The sequence below is a fragment of the Pseudomonas sp. Irchel 3A5 genome, assembly GCF_900187575.1.
Lineage (GTDB): Bacteria > Pseudomonadota > Gammaproteobacteria > Pseudomonadales > Pseudomonadaceae > Aquipseudomonas > Aquipseudomonas folii.
In genome coordinates this window covers 135,225-154,744 of record NZ_FYDU01000001.1, presented here as the reverse complement: position 1 = coordinate 154,744, position 19,520 = coordinate 135,225, and the positions used below count along the sequence as shown (strand labels likewise).

The following is a 19,520-nucleotide window of genomic DNA, read 5'->3' as shown; positions in this document are numbered from 1 at the left end:
GGTAACGTTTTTTTTGATGCCAAATAGTAAGCAGCGTAGCGACGCCGTTGTCGGCTTGTGAACCTTTCTTCTTTTTTAGCGTTGGTTCGTTATAGCAAAAAGAGATATAAACTTCCCAGTCTCAGGTGTCATGCGCAAAAAAAAAGGCCCATGAAGGGCCTTTCAAAAATACTAACTATTACCAGTTATAGCGCACACCCACATTTATACCCCAAGGCTGTTCGATATTGCTGCCTTTCATGTAATCGAAGTCTGCATGCACTTGCAGTACATCTGTCATTTGCGCCGCAACACCAGCACCCAGCTCCACACGGGTCCCCGACAGGTCGTTATGAAAGCGGGACTCGTTGATGGTCACCTTGTTGGAGGTCACGAACTCACGGGCCACGGCGGCCTTGACATAAGGCTGTACGAAACCGCCCTCTTTCAAGGCAAATTTGCGGCCTGCGTGGCTACCGACTTTACCGAGCACCGAGTCAGCCTGGTTGCTGCTGGCGTCCATACCGTTATCCAGCGTGTAGTCTTCACCACTGACCCACAGCGTCGACACTTGTGCATAAGGCTCAACAAACCAGCCATCATCAAAGCTGATGTGCTTACCGGCTTCAACCGAACCGCCCACGCCGTGGTTGGTGTAGTCGCCTTTGGTTTTTGCTCCGTCGCGCATCGTCACATCGGCAGAGTTTTGAAAGCGGTTGGCTTTGATCAACGCATCGATATAGAAGCCGTTATCCAGTAGCCAGGTGCTGTAAGCACCCACGTAGTAACTGTCGATCTTGCCTTTGTTACCCTGCTTGAGGTCCAGATCGGACTTACTGTAGCCGCCCATCAGACCTACCAGCCATTGGCCATTGCTGCTGGCGACTGGCATGTCCGCACCAAATGAAATGCCTTGCTGCTGCTGGGAGTATTCGACGCCACTGCCCGCCGACATGTTGTATTTGTTGCCATAGGTGCGCATCCAGCCGCCACCTTCGTTGCTGCCGATACGCAGTTCGCCCATACGGCTACGCAGAGTGGCAGATTCGCCGTACCAGACAGTAGGCGCTGCGCTGAACAGACCTATGGCAACTTCTGTGCTTTTTGATATCTCACCGGTTTGCACCAGGAACCAGTCGTTGCCGCCAGTACCATTCGCACGTTGCTCCAGTGCATAGGCGTAAGTCCCGGTGTCCACCAGACCGTCTTCGCTGTCGACTGCAAATTGCGCGTCGCCGCCTTCGATATGTACCAATTGACGATCCGCATCGCCCGATTTCGGTTTAGCACCGGTGTTTTCGACCAGCAACTTGTGGTTGCCAGTGGCTGTGCCTGACACATTCAGTTGGTCGCCAGCATTGGCAGCCAGATCGGTGCCCAGTGCAAAAGTGCCGCTACCGTTCAGTTCGGTGACATTTAGTTGATGAAAACTGGCGTTGCCATCAGTGCCACGCAGGTCAACCAGGGCGTCATTCAGGCTAAGCTTGCCCACGGTTGAATTGCCTTCCATGACCCAACGTGACGAATTGTCGATGGTCAGCGAAGTGGCATTGGCGATGGTGCCGGTCAGGCTGGCATTATTTTTCAGGTCCAGGTTGGCGGTCGAACCTGCCTCCACCAAAACGTCACCTATGAGACGGCTGTTGTTGACGTTGAACTGGACTGTGGAAGCCTTCTCCACTTCAAGAATCACACCGTTGCCGCCTGTCAGGCTCGAGCCATTGTTGACGTCGATGGCGGCGACCGAATTAGGAGTATCACCTTCCGAAACAAAAATGGCGCTGCCGGCTTTGCCGGTAACCGATGAGTTGTCCAGCGTCAGGGTGCTTTTTTCGGAGCCCGCGAACCTGTCGGAGACCATCAAGACGCCGCGATTGTCGCCCGTGATGGTGCTGCCGTTTTGCACGGTTGCAGTAGCGCCTACCAGGACCATGCCGATGCCGCCGTCTACAGCGCCATCGATGCCGGTGCCGGTGCCATAAACCGAAGTGCTGTCCAGCGTAATGTCGCTGTTGAACGAAGCTGAGACACCACGGCCCAGGCCTTGAATCATGCTTCTGGTAACCGTAACTACAGAGCCCGTGAGTGGACCGCGGACTTCAGTCGTCCCAATCAGACCATAGCTGGCAGTAGAAACAATGTTTGTATCGGCCAATGTTGCATTGCTGTCCGTCAGCGACAGTGCGTAGGTACTCGTTGTCGCGACATTTCCGCCGTTTATGGTGACAGTAGAGCCACGTTGGGTCTGGATGTAGCCTGTTTCACCACCAGGTGTAACGGTTAACGTCGCACCATCAAGACTCCAGTTTTCTGCCGTGTCCCCATCATTAACGGTTGCTGAATCGCCAGGATTCAGCGTGGCCGCGCCAACTTGATCAGTGGTTGTAAATGCCAGGCCAATTGCCAGTGCGAGAGCGGCGGGGCGCTTACGAAAAAAAAGGTTGTTAATACACATGTAACGACACCTTGCATTGAAAACAATGCTACTTGGTTCAAAAGAGGCGCCATTTAATAGAAACGGACTACAGAAATATCTGAGGACATTCCGATAGTCGTGTAGGAATCTTCCTAATCTTCGTGCAGGGAGGGTTTGTTCGGAACTTTAGAGGTATGAAGCCGAAATAAGCCGAGTCAGCTGCGTTATCTGTGGAAGATTCTATGTTGACCTGCAAGCTGACGTGGGACCGGCTTTAGCCGGGAAGGCGGCATTTCTGACGATGAAGATGCAGTGAATATCCGGGCCTCTTCCCGGCTAAAGCCGGTGTCAGGCGTTCACCACGAATAGCGCAACCCGGCATTCACACCCCACGGTTGCTCAATGTTGTCACCGTTGCTGTGATCAATGTCGACGTGCAACTGAATGGCGTTGGTCAGTTGTGCCACTACCCCTACGCCCACTTCGCCACGTGTACCGGACAAGTCGTTATTGAAAGTGTTGTTGTTGACATCGACCTTATTGTTTTTGGCAAACTCCTGAGTGACTGCCACCTTGGCGTAGGGCTGTACGAAACCGCCCTTTGCCAGCGGGAACGTACGGCCAATGTGGGTCCCGATCCTGCCCAAAAAGGAATCGGCTCTATTGCTGTCGGCTTCCAGACCATTGTCCAGACGGTAATCCTCGCCTTCTACCCACAACGCTGAGACCTGAACGTAAGGCTCGACGAACCAGCGATCAGCCAGTTGGATGTGCTTGCCTGCTTCCACTGAGGCGCCGACGCCGTATGTGTCGTAATCGCCTTCCGACCGCTCGCCATCACTCATGCGAGCATCAGCTGTGTTGCTGAACCGGTTGGCTTTGAGCACGGCGTCCACGTAATAACCAGACGCCGACAACCAGGAGCTGTACAGCCCGGCGTAGTAGCTGTCCACATCGCCCGTCGAGCCGCGCCGCAGGTTCAGGTCTGAATGGCTATAACCGGCCATTACGCCTATCAGCCACTGCCCGTCAGAATAGGGCAGCGCAGTGTCGACCCCCAGAGAAATGCCGCTCTGGTTCTGTGAATAATCGACGCCATCGCCTGTGGCGATATTGAATCTGTTGCCGTAAGTCCGCGCCCAGGCACCGCCTTTATCATGCCCATTGCGCAGTTCGCCCATACGGCTGCGTAAAGTGGACAGTTCGCCATACCACACAGTAGGCGCGGCACTAAACAAGGCGACGACGGTTTGCGCACTCGGCGTCGGGATGGGCTCGCCGGCTTCATCTTGGGCCTGCACAAGAAACCAGTCCGTGCCGCGTTGCTCCAGTTCATACTCAAATGCGCCTGCATCCACAGTGCCGCCCTGAACCGCAAACGCCGCGTCGCCGCTGCCAGTGTGCACAAGCTGTTGTGCGTAAGTCTCCTGAACCGGGTCAACGCCCGTGTTCTGGATTTGCAGCACATGGCTGCCGGTCGCATTCCCTGTGATATTGATCAAGTCACTCTGATGCGCCGCCAATTCGGTACCGAGTGCGAAATTGCCGGTGCCTGAAAGGCTGCCCAGCGTCAGTGTCTTGAACGCCGGGTTGCCCCCGCGCAAGTTTACCGTCCCGCCAGCGAGCGCCAGGTTGCCCACGCTGGAACTATTGTTCATGTTCCAGAGCGAGGAGCTGTCAATGTTCATTTCTTGAGCGTTGCTGATGGTGCCGTTCAATACTCCCGTATTGGCAAGGGTGATCGTTACCGGGGTAGACGCGTCCTGCACAATGTTACCGGTCATGCTGCTGTCATTGATGGTGACCGAACCTGTGTTGTTCAGTTGCCCGGTAAACAACGAGTTGTTGGCCAACACGATGCTGGCGGTCGACCCGCTGGCTTGTGTCACATCGCCGCTCATGGTGCTGCCGTCCATGGCCAAGCTGGCGATGTTGGCCAGTTGCCCGTTTAGCGTCGAGTTGTTGACCATCGTGACCGCTGTAGCGCTCCCTGCTTGCGCACTGACGTTACCGGTCAGGTTGCTGTTGTCCATGTTCAGGCTGGCGATGTTGGTGAGTTGGCCGTTTATAGTTGAGTTATTGACCATTGCGACGGCTGTAGCGCTGCCAGCGGGGACGTTGATGTCTCCGGCCAATGTACTGCTATCCATGTTCAGGCTCGCAACGTTAGTCAACTGCCCGTTAAAAATAGAGCTGTTGGTCATTGCCACTGATGTATTGCTCCCGACAGGTACATTGACGTCGCCGGTCACCGTACTGTTATCCATGTTCAGGGCGCTGATGTTGGTCAAACTGCCTGTCAGGCTGGCATTGTTGAGCAATGTCACCTCTATGGCTGAAGCATCAACGGCTACTACCTCGCCGGTTATCTGGCTGTTCTCTACGGTCAGGTCAGCTACGGCGTTGGCGGCCACATTGAGGATCACTCCATTACCCGCCGTTAGCGTTGAGCCGTTTTGTACGCGGATAGTAGCGGTGGTGATCGCAGCGTTTCCTAATACCAGAATGGCTTCGCCATTCGTGCCTACGACCGAAGACTGATTCAGGTTGAGTGTCGGCAGGTTGGAGCCTGCGAATGAATCAGTGGCCATTACTACTCCCCGGTTCGCACCGGTCACCGAGCTTTCCTGCACGTTGGCCGTAGCGCCCACAAGGGTCATGCCGAGGCCGCCTGCGGTCGGGCCACCACTTCCGGACCCTGTGCCGATGACCTGTGAGTTGGTCAGGTTCAGCTGACTCCTGAAGCTGGCATTGACGCCCCGGTCCGCTCCGGTGATAGCCGTGTCGCTGACCGCAGCAGTGCTTCCCGTCCCCGGGGTGATGTTGTTGGTTACCAGCTCCAGGCCAAAGCTGCCGGTAGAGGTAAGGGTCGAATTGGTGATGCTGGCTGTGCTGTCGCTGAAGGACACCCCCTTTACTGTCGAGTTGGTAGTTGCCCCATCCATGTTGAGCGTCGAGGCGGCACTGCCAGCAATATTTTGCGTGTTAGCCCCGGAGGTTACGGTCAGCGTGGCACCAGTGAGTGTCCAGCTTTCGGAAGGGTCGCCGGCATTGACGGTTGCTGATTGTCCTGGTGTGAGAACCGCCGCGTGTAATGAACTGGCGCAGGTCATGGTCAGAACGATGGACGGCAAGACGCAGCGTTTTTTGTGCAGGCTGTGAAGGTTCATCAGTTATCTCGCTCTTCAGGGCTCTTCAAAGCATTACAGCGGACATGTGCCAGTTTTGTGGGGGGGCAATATCAATGCGGGAGCGCCAGGTTTTATTGCTTGGTCGGTCGCGACGTCAGAGGGCGGGTACTAAATATGGGTATAGCTATATAGGTAGAGCGCTTATGAGTATGTTGTCAAGTTTTAACCATCTTTGTTGATGGTTGTGTAACGTTAGAATTACAGGTTGGTATTTTGGAAATAAGGCCGCGCGTGCGATATGCGGTTTGGCGATGGGGATATATTTCGTAAAAGGGCAAGTTTGCCGTTTTTCATGCCGAATAAATATAAAACGATGTTTACGGTCTCTTGGTCAGTGTTGTTGCAAATAAATGCGTTATAAATCATCAGTGAGGCACGGTTTTATTTTTTATTCACGTCGTCAAATTATGTTTTTTCAGGCTGTCGCTGTCATTTATGACAGTGACAGCCTACTGAACTGACGCTAATACTTACTGCGTATGTCTTATTAGCCCGCGAGAGAAATCATCCCTCGTAAAAGGGTTGTTACACCACTTGATCTTTGTCAGGAGGATAAAGTCATGTCGACTGTGCAGAAGTATTCACGTGTCATATACCACGCTTCAATGTCCGCGTCGCGACTGGCGGGAATTACAGCACTCCCGCAACACAACGTACCTGATGCATTGTCAGACGGCACGTTGCCCAAGTTGGTGGCCGAAGCGGATCTGGAGGTCATCATTCCTCATATCGACACGCTCACTACCATGGATGCCATTATTCTGAATTGGAACGGTGCGGACATTGCGGGCTCGAAGTACCCCATTACGGCCCCTGATTTGGTTCCCGGTGTGGACTACACACTGTACTTGCCTGTCGCGGAAATGACAGGCGTGGGGGAAGGCCGTCATCTACTCGATTACACAACGCTGGAAGGCGTAGCTGAAAACCCTGCAAAAGCCTTTTTGCCATTAACCCTCATCATCGACAGAACGGCCCCAGGCGGCAGCGATCTTGGGCCACTGGTGTTCACTCTTGCAACGGAAGGTGTAGTGACCGATGCAGACTTGAACGCCTCAGATCAGTTGGTAGCCACTATTCCTGACTGGTTGGGGGAAGACACTGGCGATGTCGCAACGCCTGAAATTGCGCCCATGCTGGTTCCCGGGCCGACTGACTGGGTTTCACTGCCTGGCAGTAAAGAGACGGTCACCACTGTCGGCGCGTCTTTGACGTTCAAACTGCCCAAGGCCAATCTGATCGCTGTCGATGGCTGGCAGTCGTTCAGTTGGAATGTCGTCGATAAAGCCGGCAACGCACGTCTCACACGTGCCCCAGCGGTGCGGCTGCGAACCCTACTCGGTACGCCTCCAGCTAATTTCGTGGCACCGGTTGTACCCGCGTTTGTCGATCACGGCGTTGTGACCTGGACAGATGCTCAGGGTCCGTTAATTGTGGATATTCCAGGCTACGACAATCCTGCGGAAGGTGACCGGGTCATCATCAGTTGGGGGGGGCAAGAGGCACCACCTGCGATTGTCGGGCCTACAAACCCTCTTCCCGATCCGCTGATCAGTGTGGAAATGGATATCCAGCAATTGATCGACGAAGGCGATGGCACTGTCGTAATCAATTATCGAGTAGAGCGCGGGATCGATTCGTTTGGCCCCTCTCCGAATACCTCTGTGTTGGTGGACCTCACAACGCCCGGGGGTATTATTGACCCGGACCCCACCACGCCTGAGCACGACAATTTGCCATTTTTGACGGTACGCAGCAGCAGTGGCCAGACGAATACCATTCCCCCTGCAGATTTCGACAAAGACGGCACGATCACCATTCCGTTCCGCGGTCTGGATGTCCCCACTGCCACTCCCATATTCGAGGTGGGCGACACCATTAAAATTTCGTGGGGGCCTACCTTGAAAATAGATGCAGTGGTCACGGATGCGGCCGTCAACCAGTCTATCCCTCTCAGTAGCGTTGACATTATTCAAAAAGGCCCTACCGGATCATTTGAAGTGAGCTACAGCGTTTCTCGCGATCTGGGTGTCGGTAGCCCCTCCCAGATCGTGACCGTAACGTCCAAACCGACCACGGTGAGTGTGGTGTCGTCGGCTGATGTTCCGGGGGGAGGCGCGCCGTTAGCACTGGCTGTATTCACAGAGGCAAATGCCAACAACATTATTAACAAGGCAGCCGGTGAAGATGGCACCACCATCCGAGTCATTCTTCCCATTACTAATATGGATGAGGGTGACAAATTAAAGCTTGAATTTGTTGGGTACTACGAACTTAACGACCCCAGTGGCACTGAGATACCCGGGACAAAAGTAAACCTTGAACATATATTGCTCGCTACGGATAACACGAATCGTTATTACGACTTTCCGATCACCGAGAACCAGTTAAAGGCAATTTGCCAAGGGGGCGCTACAGCCATTTACACTGCGGACAACGGATATACAGCCTCCTCACTCAAGGCTTTCGTGATTATTAGCGTTGTGGCCAGCGGTTATTGCCTTATCCCCCGACCTTGACGGTGCACCGACGAAAAACTTAATGCAGCTGCGTAAATAGGCTGGGGCAGGTCTCCATTCTATCTACGCCGCCTGTCACGGCTACTCACCCATAGGTGAATGAAATGGATATCAACACCCCACCAGAAATAACTGCCCTTAACCCATTGATCATCCCCGCCATCGATATTAGTGGCAGCGGTGGTCTGGGTAACGCTGATTTGGCAGACCCGACCAAAGCTGTGCCCATGTTGGCCATCCTTGGGACGAGTACTGCCGAAGATGACTTTGCCGAGCTTTTTTGGGATGGAGTCGTTATAGATGATTTCCCTATTAGTCAAAACCAGGTCGACAATGGGCGAATAAGCTTCAAACCGCTACCTTTAGAGATTCCTGATAACCCCGCCGCTCAGGTGTTCTACCGTATTCGCTTCGGCCTTGGCGGCAATCCTGACGATTCGCCGATCCGTGAAGTGCGGGTCAAGCGCACGGTGCCAGGTAATCCCGATCCAAACAACACAACTCCAACCATCAACGAAAACCTCGTCCCTCCTGAGGGAGTTCCGCCTCTTATAGATACCAGCCGAAATCTCGACGTCACTGTCCCTCCCTGGCTGTTAATGGCTGAGGGCGATGTGCTGACCCTCTATTGGGGTGGCAACCGTTTTGCAATGAAACAACCGCCGTTGCCCGCAGCACAGGTCGGTAAGCCGCAAGTCGTCACAGTGCTTTCGCAGACCCTGATCGATGCTGGCGACAGCGAAAAGCTGCAGGTCAATTACGATATTCGCGACGTGGTCGGTAACTGGTCATTGCTGTCATTGCCCGCCTTTACCAATGTGCAAGTAGACCCCAGCGCGCCCGCAGCGCCGAGGGTGGTCGACGCGGACACTAATCTGGAAATCGATCTGGATAAGCTCGGTGCCCGTGATGTCAGAGTCGAAACCCCGGCATATACGGGGATCGCCCTTACTGACAACGTGACCCTTGTGTGGGAAGGCCAGACCGCTGAAGGCAATCCGGTCGTTCCCGTACTCCCCGACAAGCCTGTTGAAAACATTGGCTTTGGGCCGTACTTCGACATACCCAACAAGTCAGTGGTGGATATCGCAGGCGGTCACGCGCTGGTCTACTACAAGGTTGCACCTGCCGCGGGGGGGCCGCTACGTCGTTCAAGAAGCGTCACAGTGGCTGTCGTCGGTGATGCAGCTCTCTTGCTGAAGCCGATTCTGGAAGAGGCCGTGGGAACGGTGATCGACCCTGACGACGTGGCTGTCGATGCGCATGTGATCATCAAGCCCTATACGGGCAAAGGTCCCGGGGATGTGATCTACCTGACCTGGGAAGGCAAAGCGCTGAATGGCCAAGCCTATACCTACACCGATGATTACGATGTCGGGCGTGGCGAAGAGAACGATGACTATGTGTTTTTAGTGCCTAAAGCCAACCTGGTTCCGTTACCTAACGGCACTCTGACGCTCTCTTACAAGGTCAAACTGTTTACCGGAAACCTCAGGCCGTCGGATCCTGCGGATTACAGCGTGGCGGGCACTGTTCAGTTATTGCCCAAGCCAACAGTCGAAAACGCGCCCGGGGATATTCTTGACCCCGATCTCCACGATCGCACCGTGGTACATATCAACGGCGCCACGGCCCTGCTTAAACGTCGGGACGAAGTCATTGCCTACTGGACAGGTGCTCCGGGTACTGGCAGTGCCACCAAGGACTTTCTCGTAGCAAGCGACAACCAGAACCTCTCCTGGTCCATAGTGCCGCCGTTGGTAGAGTCCAATCGCCACAGGTCGGTCGCTGTCCGCTATGAGGTGCGTCGTTACGCAGGCGCGCAGGATAAATCCGCCGTTCGCACGTTACAGGTCAAGGCGATCTTGCCATTGCCCGATATCCTGGAGGATGACGCCGCGCACGTGGTCGATATTGCCAACCTGACCAAAGTGACGGTACGTGTTCCCGACTATGGCATGGTGACAAGCGATACGGTGATGGTGCGCTGGCAGGGAGTGCGCCAGCGTGACACTAACATCAGACCGGTCGGGAGTCCTCCGCAAGCCATCGAGTTTGACATTCCTATTCTCTGGGCGCAGGAAAACCTGGATAAGGCCGTCACTGTGACCTACAGCTATGGCCGAGGAGTTGATCCCGTCGTCATTTCACCGCCGCAACCGATCACGATCATTAACAGCCAGACCGGCTTGAATCTCATCAGGCCCACTGTGCCAGCAGCCAGTGCACAAGGTAACCCCGAGGTGCTGGATTTCTCCAGGCTGCCGGACAATACCGACCTGATTATGCGCGTCAACTATGACGGCATGTACCCAGGTCAGACCGTCAGAGGGCAATGGATAGGTCGGGTCAGGTACACCACTCCCATCAAGGAGGTGACCCTTATCGGCCCTATGGATTTCATCATCCCCAGAGACGAAGTTATTGACTCGATCGGGTCAACCGTCAGCGTCAGCTATACAGTTGTGCTGAGTACCGGGGCGCCACAGCTCCCGTCAAAAATCTTACCGCTGAGGATATTGCCTCAGGCGCTAAGCCTTGTTGCCCCGACCATCAATGCCGCCAATACAACGGTGTCCGTCGCCTATGGCGCCAGCCTGACGACTCATACCATAGTTGTACGCTGGAAGGGAGTGATTGAGCACAGAACTGCAATTCAGCATCCACCGAGTAACGGCGGTACCACTCAATTCACAATCCCAGCTGCGTGGGTAACTGAAAACAGAGGTAAAGAAGTCCTTATTAATTACAGCGTAGGTGTGGGGGATGCTCGTTTGATCTTCTCGCAACTACTGAGAAAAGTAATGCCTTGATGTAGCCGGCCGAATCCAACGTGTCGACTCCCGTTGGGGCGCACGGTGCCTGACCGAAGATAAATAGCTATTGCAGGCGACGATAATTATATTGCCGCCTGCAGATCCGGCCGTTAAAGAGTTGTCGGCCACCTTTATCACAATAGTAGGGAATCACTATCATGGACACTAACGCGTTAGATCTAACCGCCCCAGAAGTTCCAGAAGCTATCAGGCAAGGTAATCCCAATAGACTGGATTTTTATCGAATGGCAGAGGGCACAGACCTTATCATGCGGGTCTATTACACAGGCATGAATCGGGGGCATTCAATTAGAGGCCGTTGGGTGGGGCGTGTGGAATACACCACCGATATAAAATATGTCACGCTTATCGGCCCGATGGATTTCATCATCCCGCGTGATGAAGTGATTGACTCGATCGGTATGTCCGTCAATGTCAATTATTCAGTTGTTGAAAATCCAGACAATCCCCACAGCCCGCTTCTGCCGTCAAAAGCATTAGTCCTGGCAGTAGAGCCGCACGGGCTCAATTTGCTGGCGCCGACAATTACCAGCGATTACCGAACTGTTCGCGTGAATTATGACAGTCAGAGCAATGATACCGTTGCGGTACGCTGGAAGGGCCGCTTTGAGCACTTTACAGAGATTAAAAATCCACCGGTGGGTGGGGGCATTATTTCGTTCACCATCCCATCGGCTTGGATAACGGAAAATAGAGGCACAAAGGTGCTCATCAATTACAGCGTCGGGCGAGGGGATGCGGGATTAAAGTTTTCGCAACTACTAAGAAGTGAGATTCCGTCATCCAGTGAATGAGGCGTTTACAGCGCCGCTTCAGGTATTGACTGGAAGGGATGGATGTCTCCACGGAGGAGGACATAAGCCATGAGTGCCAATAAGTTTATTATTTGTCTGACCAGTTTGCTGCTCGTGGCCTGTGTTCATCAGCCTCTTTCAGTTGAACCACCTGCGCCCTCATCCAATGAAATGGCTGTTGCGGGCGAGCATAGAACCCATAAAGCGGTGCAGCCCCCGGACGTTATACTGGCGGCAATGAATCGTAATTATAACGAGAGCCAGAATAACTGTCTGGAGCGCGGCAGCAACCTGCCCAGGGGGCATTACTACTGCAGCGGTGTGTTAGTGCGTACGGTCAATGACGGTAATTTCGATCCCTGGATGAGCAGCCCTAATGCTATAGCCATCGGCGCTACTTCTTACGCCTGGATTCGTAAAGATGTGCGTAATACCACTCTCTTTCATCCAGCGGGTTTTGTATTACGCAACAAGGCGGAAGCTATCGCGGATAGTCTGCCGGGGCTGGAAACAGGCTTTATCTGCTTATACCCATTTGATGCAGGTACGGGCCCCGACCAGACCCATCAGGGCTGCGGTCGCAGAGCCCTGCGGGTTGCTTACCCCCAGGGCAATGAAAGACATAACAACAGCGCTTATGCGTGGGGGTCATGTGAGAAGACAGGTATAACCACAGTCGCTCAGTGGGATGCGCATTTTGAAAGCGTTGCGCAAAATCGAGGGAGACAATGCTCGTGGAACGTAGACAGCCAGGCAGGCTGGAACGCCATGATCGCTTCGCACGCCAAGTACCTAGTCCATACTTCCATATGGAATGAAATAATGTTGAACAATCCAGCGGATAACGGTGCAGGATTGCCAAAGTACATCGCCGCTTTCTTTTATGACGTCAGCCGGCCGGGGGGGAAGTTGATTGCTCAGACGTTTCAAAGAAAACTCAATACCGCTGGATATGTCGTACCCATTCTGAAACTGAATTTCCTGGCGGCGGATGCCAACCGGTTTGCTTATGATCCGGCGGATCAGGTGGTGCCGCAGTAATCGCTTTATCTTTCAAACGTGTGCAAATCCACCGGTACTTTTCAACAGGAGTGAAAGAAGAGGGGATATTCAATGAGCGTTCGAAAGATAGTCGTTGCCAGTATTATCTGCGGGCTGTCAGGGTGTTCGCTCCCTCCGGGATGCCACTCGACTCAAGATCAAGAGGCTGCTTTTCCTGAAACCAGGGTTTTCAGGTCGATCGATGACGTGCCACGAGTGAAGCTGAATTTAAGCGATGGTCCTGGCTTGGCAGCCTGGTTTAATAGTGAATATAACGATTCTGATAATTTCTGCAGGCAGCCTGGGAATGATAGGATTAGAGGCCTCTATTTTTGCAGTGGAGTACTTTTGAGAACGGTGGATAACGGGGATTTTAGTCCTTGGAATTACAGCCCGGTGGCTATGCGCTGGGGAGGCGTTTCATTTTCCTGGATCCGGCATGATGTAGGTATTACTAATTTATACCATCGGGCGGGATATATCGTATTAAGTCCTGAGGCCGCGATTAATAATTATGTGCCGGGGATTCAGGCTCAGGATTCAGTTACCTGTGTTTAACCCTTTGATGCGTGGACCACGAGGACGATGGATCGAGATCATGCGGGGTGTGATTTTGAAGGCTCAGGCATCAGTGACCCGCAGCCTGTCTGGGGCGCATGGGGGAGTTGCCGTGTGAAGTTGGGTCTGACGACAGCTGATCAGTGGAATGCCCATTTCACGTCAGTTAATCAAGTCAACTACAAGCAATGTTCATGGGGGGGTGACAATCCTACCGACTGGCAAAGCATGATTGCTTCTCGCAGAAACTTCAGTGGGCAGCAGTGCTGGAATGAAGTCATGCTCCAAGTCATTATTAACGGTAATGTGTCAATGTTCACTTGGGTCACGGCCTTTTTCTACGATGTTCATAAAGGTGGTGGCCTTGCCGACGCCAGAGTTTTCCAACAAAAAATGGCCAACATCGGCAAGCGAGTACCCATACTATGGCTGGATTTTGAAGCGAACGCAGTCAACCGTTTTGAATACGTAGTGTCGGATCAGGTTGCGTGTCCGTGAGTGAATGCTATATAGGGTTTCGCTATTTAAAAAGATGATGAAGCTTCTAATGCGTATGACCACTGTCATTTCTGACAGTGGTCAATGATTAGCTATTGGTCAATACTGTCCTTTAGGCAGTAAAAAAGTAGTTTATTGTCGGTAACTCTATATCTGCGGTACTGCTTTGTTCTGCGGTAGACATGGACCCTGTAGGAGCGAATCTATTCGCGAGGCATTGTGTCAGGCCCGCATGTTTTCAATGATGGCCCTTCGCGAATAAATTCGCTCTTACCGGGGATTGATTCCAATTCTGATAGTGATGTTTTGCTTATAGAAGGTGAGTTATATGAACGCAAATTATCCACAACCCACTGTCGTTGAAGCCCCCAGTGGTGTACTCGATCCGAACGCAGTGAACGGCGCGACCGTTAGAGTGACCTATGTTATGGAGGACACCGATCTTATTTTTTTGTCGTGGGATGACCGGGCTGATTTGGTCGCACCCAAGTATGGGAATTCAAGTGGAACGACAGATTTCCTGGTGCCACGCGCAGGTGTTACAGACGCGGCAGGCAAGACTATTGAAGTTATTTATACGGTCATTCGCTCAGGTGTTACGCAGCCGTCGATAGCCCTCAGTCTAATTGTTGAGGCAGTCGATACAGAAGTTAAACCGATCATCTTGAAAGTGACCGGTGCCAGCGGCGATGTCCCCGATGGCGGCGAAACCCCTGACAACATGCTGACAATATCTGGAATCGCGGGTTCTGGCGTAACGCTGGATATATTTGACGGCTCTTATCCAGTGGAAGTTGTGGTGGCGCAAAGTGATGGTAGCTGGAGGTTGACGTTGTCAGGATTGACGGAGACCGAACACCGGATTACGGCGAAAAATAGTGGGGGGCAGTTGGTGTCGCAGGCTTGGTCTTTTACCGTAAACGCGATGGAGGCCCCGACCATCGCCCACGTGCGAGACTCCAAAGGGGAGGTGGCGCCTGACGGCACGACCTTTGACACCACCGTGACCCTGAGCGGCACAGCCGCCGCTAACGAAGTGGTCAAGCTTTTTCAGGACGGGGCTTCGCTCGGTGACGTACCTGTCAACGCCAGTAGCATCTGGACACGGCCCGTTACTGGCCTGACCGAGAATCGCCACAATTTTCAAGTACACGGGCTCTACGGCAACAACCCGGTTTCGGGTATACGAAGTCTGACTGTCGTCGCGTCAGCGGTACCTACGATTGACAGCATCAAGGATGCGGCCGGGGTCGAAATTCCACCGAACACCACGACGTTCAGCACCAGCGTGACGTTGACCGGTAAGGCTGCAGCAGGGGAGCAGGTGCAGATTCTTGATGGCGCGACCGTACTGGACACTGTGACCGCAACCGGCGGTAACTGGACGTTGTCGCTGACGGGGATGGCTGTCAAACCATACAACATTAAGGCACAGGGGCTTTATGGAAGTCGTCCTGAATCGGCGGCCCGAACTTTTGAAATTGCAGAGCGGTTGGGGGAGGGCCTCGAAGAATTTGCCGGTGTCCCCCTCGGTGTTTACCCTGGAAGTACACCTATAAGACTTCCCAGCGGGCTGGTGTTCACTACTTCAGATGTCATTAGATGGCCAGTGGAAATAGTCAACCACCCGGCGTTAGCAACAGGGACACCTATCTCTATCAGGTTCGATCTAACCGGAGCCGCCAGTCATATTGAAATTCTGTACCAAGCCTCGCATGGAAAGTCGAACAGTGTCACATTCTTTGATGTAAATGATCAACCAATAGAATCTAGGAAAATTGACAGTTCTTCTTGGTGCACGATTAACGTCCGGCTACTGAAGCGCTGTAGGTACTTTGTGGTTTTTATCGGCGACGAGATAATTTCCGAGGATCGGGGGGTTTATATATATCGTATAAAATGGGGTAATGTGTGAATTGGCTTGTTCTTGATAAAGGATGAGCGGATAAGGTAGTTCGATCTCACGGGGGATACGAATCCCAAGCTATTCACAGCGGGTATGTATATCGTCAGGTAGCATGCCCGGAAGTCAATCATGTGGTCTTCTTATTTTCGGCGATATCGTTTGATGCCTTGAGCGTCCGGAAACTGCTGAAGAGTTTTGTATTAGACGACTCCCGGCATAACGGACGTGCAAAGGCCTTATGCACTGGCGATAAACGGATTTATCGCGGGCGTAAATAATATTTGTTGTGACAGATGAGGTTCATAAAGAACTCTTGTGCACCTGGCACGGCGCTTGAAAAGCTTTCAGGTAACAGTGTTAATCGCGCCGAATAACCAATGCAACCATTGAATATTTCCAATCAATCTAACCACTGTCATGTCTGACAGTGGTTGAAGCGTCATTACTCGCCAATACTTTCTATAACCCGATTCATCAACCCTGACATTAGGATGTCGTCAGCAAACTTACTTCGCGTAATGCAGGTATACCCCATCAATAGTCAACGTGTTGTCTCCAGCATCACCAATGTAAAGGACAGCAAGGGCGCCCCGGTCACAAACGGCGAGTCCACTGATGACCCGCTCCTGACGGTTTCCGGAGGCGGCACTGCCAACTCGGTGGTGTTCTTCTACGACAACGGCGACCTTTTAACAACGGCCTCGGTGACCATTGATGATGGCACGTGGGAATTAACTGACACGTTCGGACTGGGGCGGCATGTGTTTACCGTTCGCGACACGCTGGCGGGAGTGGATTCACCCGAGTGGGTGGTTACCGTGGGTGAGGTCGCTGTAAAACCGGAGATCACCACCGTTACCGACTCCAAAGGGGAGGTGGCGCCTGACGGCACGACCTTCGACACCACCGTGACCCTGAGCGGCACAGCCGCCGCTAACGAAGTGGTCGAGCTTTTTCAGGACGGGGCTTTGCTCGGTGACGTACCTGTCAACGCCAGTAGCATCTGGACACGGCCCGTTACTGGCCTGACCGAGAACCGCCACAATTTTCAAGTACGCGGGCGCTACGGCAACAGTCCGGTTTCGGGTATACGAAGTTTGACTGTCGTCGCGTCAGCGGCACCGACGATTGACAGCGTCAAGGATGCTGGCGGTACTGAGATTCCACCGGATGGCACCACCTTTGGAACCAGCGTGACCCTGAGCGGCGCCGCCGCTGCAGATAGATCGGTGCAGATCTTCGACGGGGGCAGCTCGCTGGGCACTGTGACGGCAACCGATACGACCTGGACGCTTGCATTAACAGGTCTGGCACTCAAGGCGTACACCATCAAGGCCAAAGGGCTTTATGGCAATAACCCGGAGTCGATGGAGCGTAGCTTCAGGATCGCGGTGGCGACCGACCCGACCATCACCCACGTGCGAGACTCCAAAGGCGAGGTGGAGCCCGAAGGTACAACGCTGGACACCATTGTCATATTAGAAGGCAGGGCGGCGGCCGGTCAGCGGGTGGAGATACTTGATGATGGCGAGTTGAAAGGTGAGGTCACGGTCGATGGGAATGGCGACTGGACCTATACGTTGCAAGGGTTGACCGCGAAGGGTTACATCATTACGGCGAGAGGCCGATATGCCAATAATCCGGTTTCGCAACGGCGGACGTTCAGTGTTGTGACGGTGGGGCGTGAAGACTTTGAGGGGTATCAGGGGCCCGGGGAGCTTCCTACCGGTGTGAATATAAGTTTTGCCAATGGTTTGGTGTGTTTGATTACACAGACGGGCGGTTTGCTTAAGCCACACATTACGACTGCCGGCACTCCCGTTGATCCTTCGGGAAAATCCCTTAAAGTATACTCAGGTAATGATCCTCGCTTTGAATTTGGCAGGTTGATAAGGACTTTTAATTTTACATATCATATTTTTGATGAGGATGCTAGCGTCGGGTTTTATGCAGCAGATGATGCAGAGATCCAACTTCATGCTCTGATAAGGCACATGGTGACTACGGTCGAGCTAACGCTCTCGCGTCCATGTGCTTACTGTAAGTTTCGTATAATCCGAAAAAGCATAGACGGTACCGGGTGCGCATTAGACAACTTGGAATGGTCCTGACATTCCTATCCCGGGTGTGAGCGTAAAAGGCCACCGACGGCGGCGTCACCCTGCATACGAGGGTGACGTTAGCCGATAGCGCGACCTATTAACGGCGGGGATCTTCTGCATCCCCACTACCGAAGGAAGTCTTTTTGCCTGCAATTCCCTGGCGATGCAGCAGGACCTGTTTTCAGTCAAGAGAGCAGTATGTCTGACGACGCAGAGGCAGAGAATGTAGCATCCTGCCAATGCATCACATTGAGTTCGCCGGTATTCCATTCCAGCACCCCAGGTGTCGGGCAGTTGTGATCAAGTGTTAGCTGACCGTAACGCAATCTCGGCAGCACGCTATACGTCAGCCATTTGCGCAGTGGCAGGTTTGCAGGGTTGGGGGGGTAGACGAGCAGGGCGTGCAGTTGGTATTTGTGGCCAATGAGTCATCTGATTACAAGTATAGTGATTCGCTATTTCAAAAGGTTTTGAAGCTTCTAATACGTATGAGCACTGTTATTTCTAACAGTTGTGAATAACGCGCTGGTAGTCAATGCTAACCCCTGAGGCATCGTCGATACCGCGCTGCCGTGCAGTAAACATGAGTCCCGTAGGCGCGAATTTATTCGTGAGGTGGCGTATCAGCCTACAAATTTGTAAGGCTCGCTTCCTCCGTGAATCATTTCAATTACACAAATTTAATTTCGATTTTGATAGGGATGTTTTTAATTCATGCAAGGAAGGTGAATCAAATGAACGCAAATTATCCACAACCCACAGTTGTTGAAGCCCCAAGCGGAACACTCAACCCTAACGACGCCGTTAACGGGGCAACGGTGCGTGTGTCGTACGCGATGCTCGACACTGATCTCATTCTTTTATCCTGGGATGGCCGGAGTGATCTGGTGGTTCCCAAGCCGGGTAACCCAAGCGGGGCGGTAGATTTTCTGGTGCCGCGCGAAGCCGTTGTAGATGCCTCAGGCAAGACAATTGAAGTTATTTACACGGTTATTCGCGCAGGTGCTGCGGAACCGTCAACTGCACTTGATCTAACGGTAGAATTTTATTATCCGGAACCCGTTGTGGTAGAGGCCCCAAGCGGAACACTCGACCCTAACGACGCCGTTAACGGAGCAACGGTGCGTGTGTCGTACGCGATGCTCGACACTGATCTCATTCTTTTATCCTGGGATGGCCGGAGTGATCTGGTGGCTCCCAAGCCGGGTAACCCAAGCGGGGCGGTAGATTTTCTGGTGCCGCGCGAAGCCGTTGTAGATGCCTCAGGCAAGACTATTGAAGTTATTTACACGGTCATTCGCTCAGGCGCTACGCAGCCTTCTATGGCGCTCAATCTCACTGTCGAGGCAGTGGATACAGAAATTCAACCGATTATCTTGAAAGTGACCGGTGCCAGCGGCGATGTCCCCGATGGCGGTGAAACCCCTGACAACATGCTGACGATATCTGGCATCGCGGGTTCTGGCGTGACTCTGGATGTATCTGACGGCGCTTATCCTGTTGAAACTATAATGTCGGAAAGTGACGGAAGCTGGACGTTAACGTTGTCAGGATTGACGGAGACCGAACACCGGATTACGGCGAAAAATAGTGGGGGGCAGTTGGTGTCGCAGGCTTGGTCTTTTACCGTAAACGCGATGGAGGCCCCGACCATCGCCCACGTGCGAGACTCCAAAGGG

The 19,520-nt window shown here is 53.1% G+C and carries 9 protein-coding genes and 1 pseudogene; 8 read left to right on the top strand and 2 right to left on the bottom strand.

Features of this window, described 5'->3' with window-relative positions; genetic code table 11:
• Positions 1 to 178 precede the first annotated feature (178 nt).
• A complete protein-coding gene (locus tag CKW31_RS00560) occupies positions 179 to 2,434 on the bottom strand; it encodes an autotransporter outer membrane beta-barrel domain-containing protein (protein ID WP_095092412.1) in 2,256 nt (751 codons plus the stop codon).
• Between the two features lie 317 nt (positions 2,435 to 2,751).
• Positions 2,752 to 5,565, bottom strand: a complete 2,814-nt coding sequence (locus tag CKW31_RS00555) for an autotransporter outer membrane beta-barrel domain-containing protein (RefSeq protein WP_095092411.1) — start codon at positions 5,563 to 5,565, stop codon at positions 2,752 to 2,754.
• Between the two features lie 581 nt (positions 5,566 to 6,146).
• On the opposite strand from CKW31_RS00555, the gene CKW31_RS00550 reads away from it, so the two are divergent.
• The 8 genes and pseudogenes from CKW31_RS00550 to CKW31_RS00515 form a co-directional block, all read left to right on the top strand.
• Positions 6,147 to 8,105 carry a hypothetical protein gene (locus CKW31_RS00550; RefSeq protein ID WP_095092410.1) on the top strand — a complete coding sequence of 653 codons (1,959 nt, stop codon included), beginning with the start codon at positions 6,147 to 6,149 and terminating at the stop codon, positions 8,103 to 8,105.
• 104 nt (positions 8,106 to 8,209) lie between these two features.
• Positions 8,210 to 10,918: a hypothetical protein gene (locus CKW31_RS00545; RefSeq protein WP_095092409.1), complete on the top strand. Its 2,709-nt coding sequence runs from the start codon at positions 8,210 to 8,212 to the stop codon at positions 10,916 to 10,918.
• 161 nt (positions 10,919 to 11,079) lie between these two features.
• The gene (locus CKW31_RS00540; protein WP_095092408.1) at positions 11,080 to 11,736 is read left to right on the top strand and encodes a hypothetical protein; all 657 of its coding nucleotides are present in this window, start codon (positions 11,080 to 11,082) and stop codon (positions 11,734 to 11,736) included.
• Positions 11,737 to 11,805: 69 nt separating this feature from the next.
• On the top strand, positions 11,806 to 12,777 hold the full coding sequence (locus tag CKW31_RS00535) for a hypothetical protein (protein WP_095092407.1): 972 nt from the start codon (positions 11,806 to 11,808) through the stop codon (positions 12,775 to 12,777).
• Positions 12,778 to 13,449: 672 nt separating this feature from the next.
• A complete protein-coding gene (locus tag CKW31_RS29420) occupies positions 13,450 to 13,833 on the top strand; it encodes a hypothetical protein (protein ID WP_141230101.1) in 384 nt (127 codons plus the stop codon).
• Between the two features lie 328 nt (positions 13,834 to 14,161).
• A complete protein-coding gene (locus CKW31_RS00525; RefSeq protein ID WP_095092405.1) occupies positions 14,162 to 15,748 on the top strand; it encodes an Ig-like domain repeat protein in 1,587 nt (528 codons plus the stop codon).
• 482 nt (positions 15,749 to 16,230) lie between these two features.
• Complete coding sequence (locus CKW31_RS00520; RefSeq protein WP_141230100.1) at positions 16,231 to 17,850, top strand: hypothetical protein; 1,620 nt, start codon at positions 16,231 to 16,233, stop codon at positions 17,848 to 17,850.
• A gap of 647 nt (positions 17,851 to 18,497) precedes the next feature.
• Positions 18,498 to 19,520, top strand: a pseudogene (locus tag CKW31_RS00515) (hypothetical protein); the annotation flags it as partial.

Excerpts from the sequence above, each read along its gene's own strand:
- CKW31_RS00560 (WP_095092412.1), bottom strand. The coding sequence starts at position 2,434 with ATGTGTATTAACAACCTTTTTTTTCGTAAGCGCCCCGCCGCTCTCGCA.
- CKW31_RS00555 (WP_095092411.1), bottom strand. The coding sequence starts at position 5,565 with ATGAACCTTCACAGCCTGCACAAAAAACGCTGCGTCTTGCCGTCCATC.
- CKW31_RS00550 (WP_095092410.1), top strand. The coding sequence starts at position 6,147 with ATGTCGACTGTGCAGAAGTATTCACGTGTCATATACCACGCTTCAATG.
- CKW31_RS00545 (WP_095092409.1), top strand. The coding sequence starts at position 8,210 with ATGGATATCAACACCCCACCAGAAATAACTGCCCTTAACCCATTGATC.
- CKW31_RS00540 (WP_095092408.1), top strand. The coding sequence starts at position 11,080 with ATGGACACTAACGCGTTAGATCTAACCGCCCCAGAAGTTCCAGAAGCT.
- CKW31_RS00535 (WP_095092407.1), top strand. The coding sequence starts at position 11,806 with ATGAGTGCCAATAAGTTTATTATTTGTCTGACCAGTTTGCTGCTCGTG.
- CKW31_RS00525 (WP_095092405.1), top strand. The coding sequence starts at position 14,162 with ATGAACGCAAATTATCCACAACCCACTGTCGTTGAAGCCCCCAGTGGT.
- CKW31_RS00520 (WP_141230100.1), top strand. The coding sequence starts at position 16,231 with ATGTCGTCAGCAAACTTACTTCGCGTAATGCAGGTATACCCCATCAAT.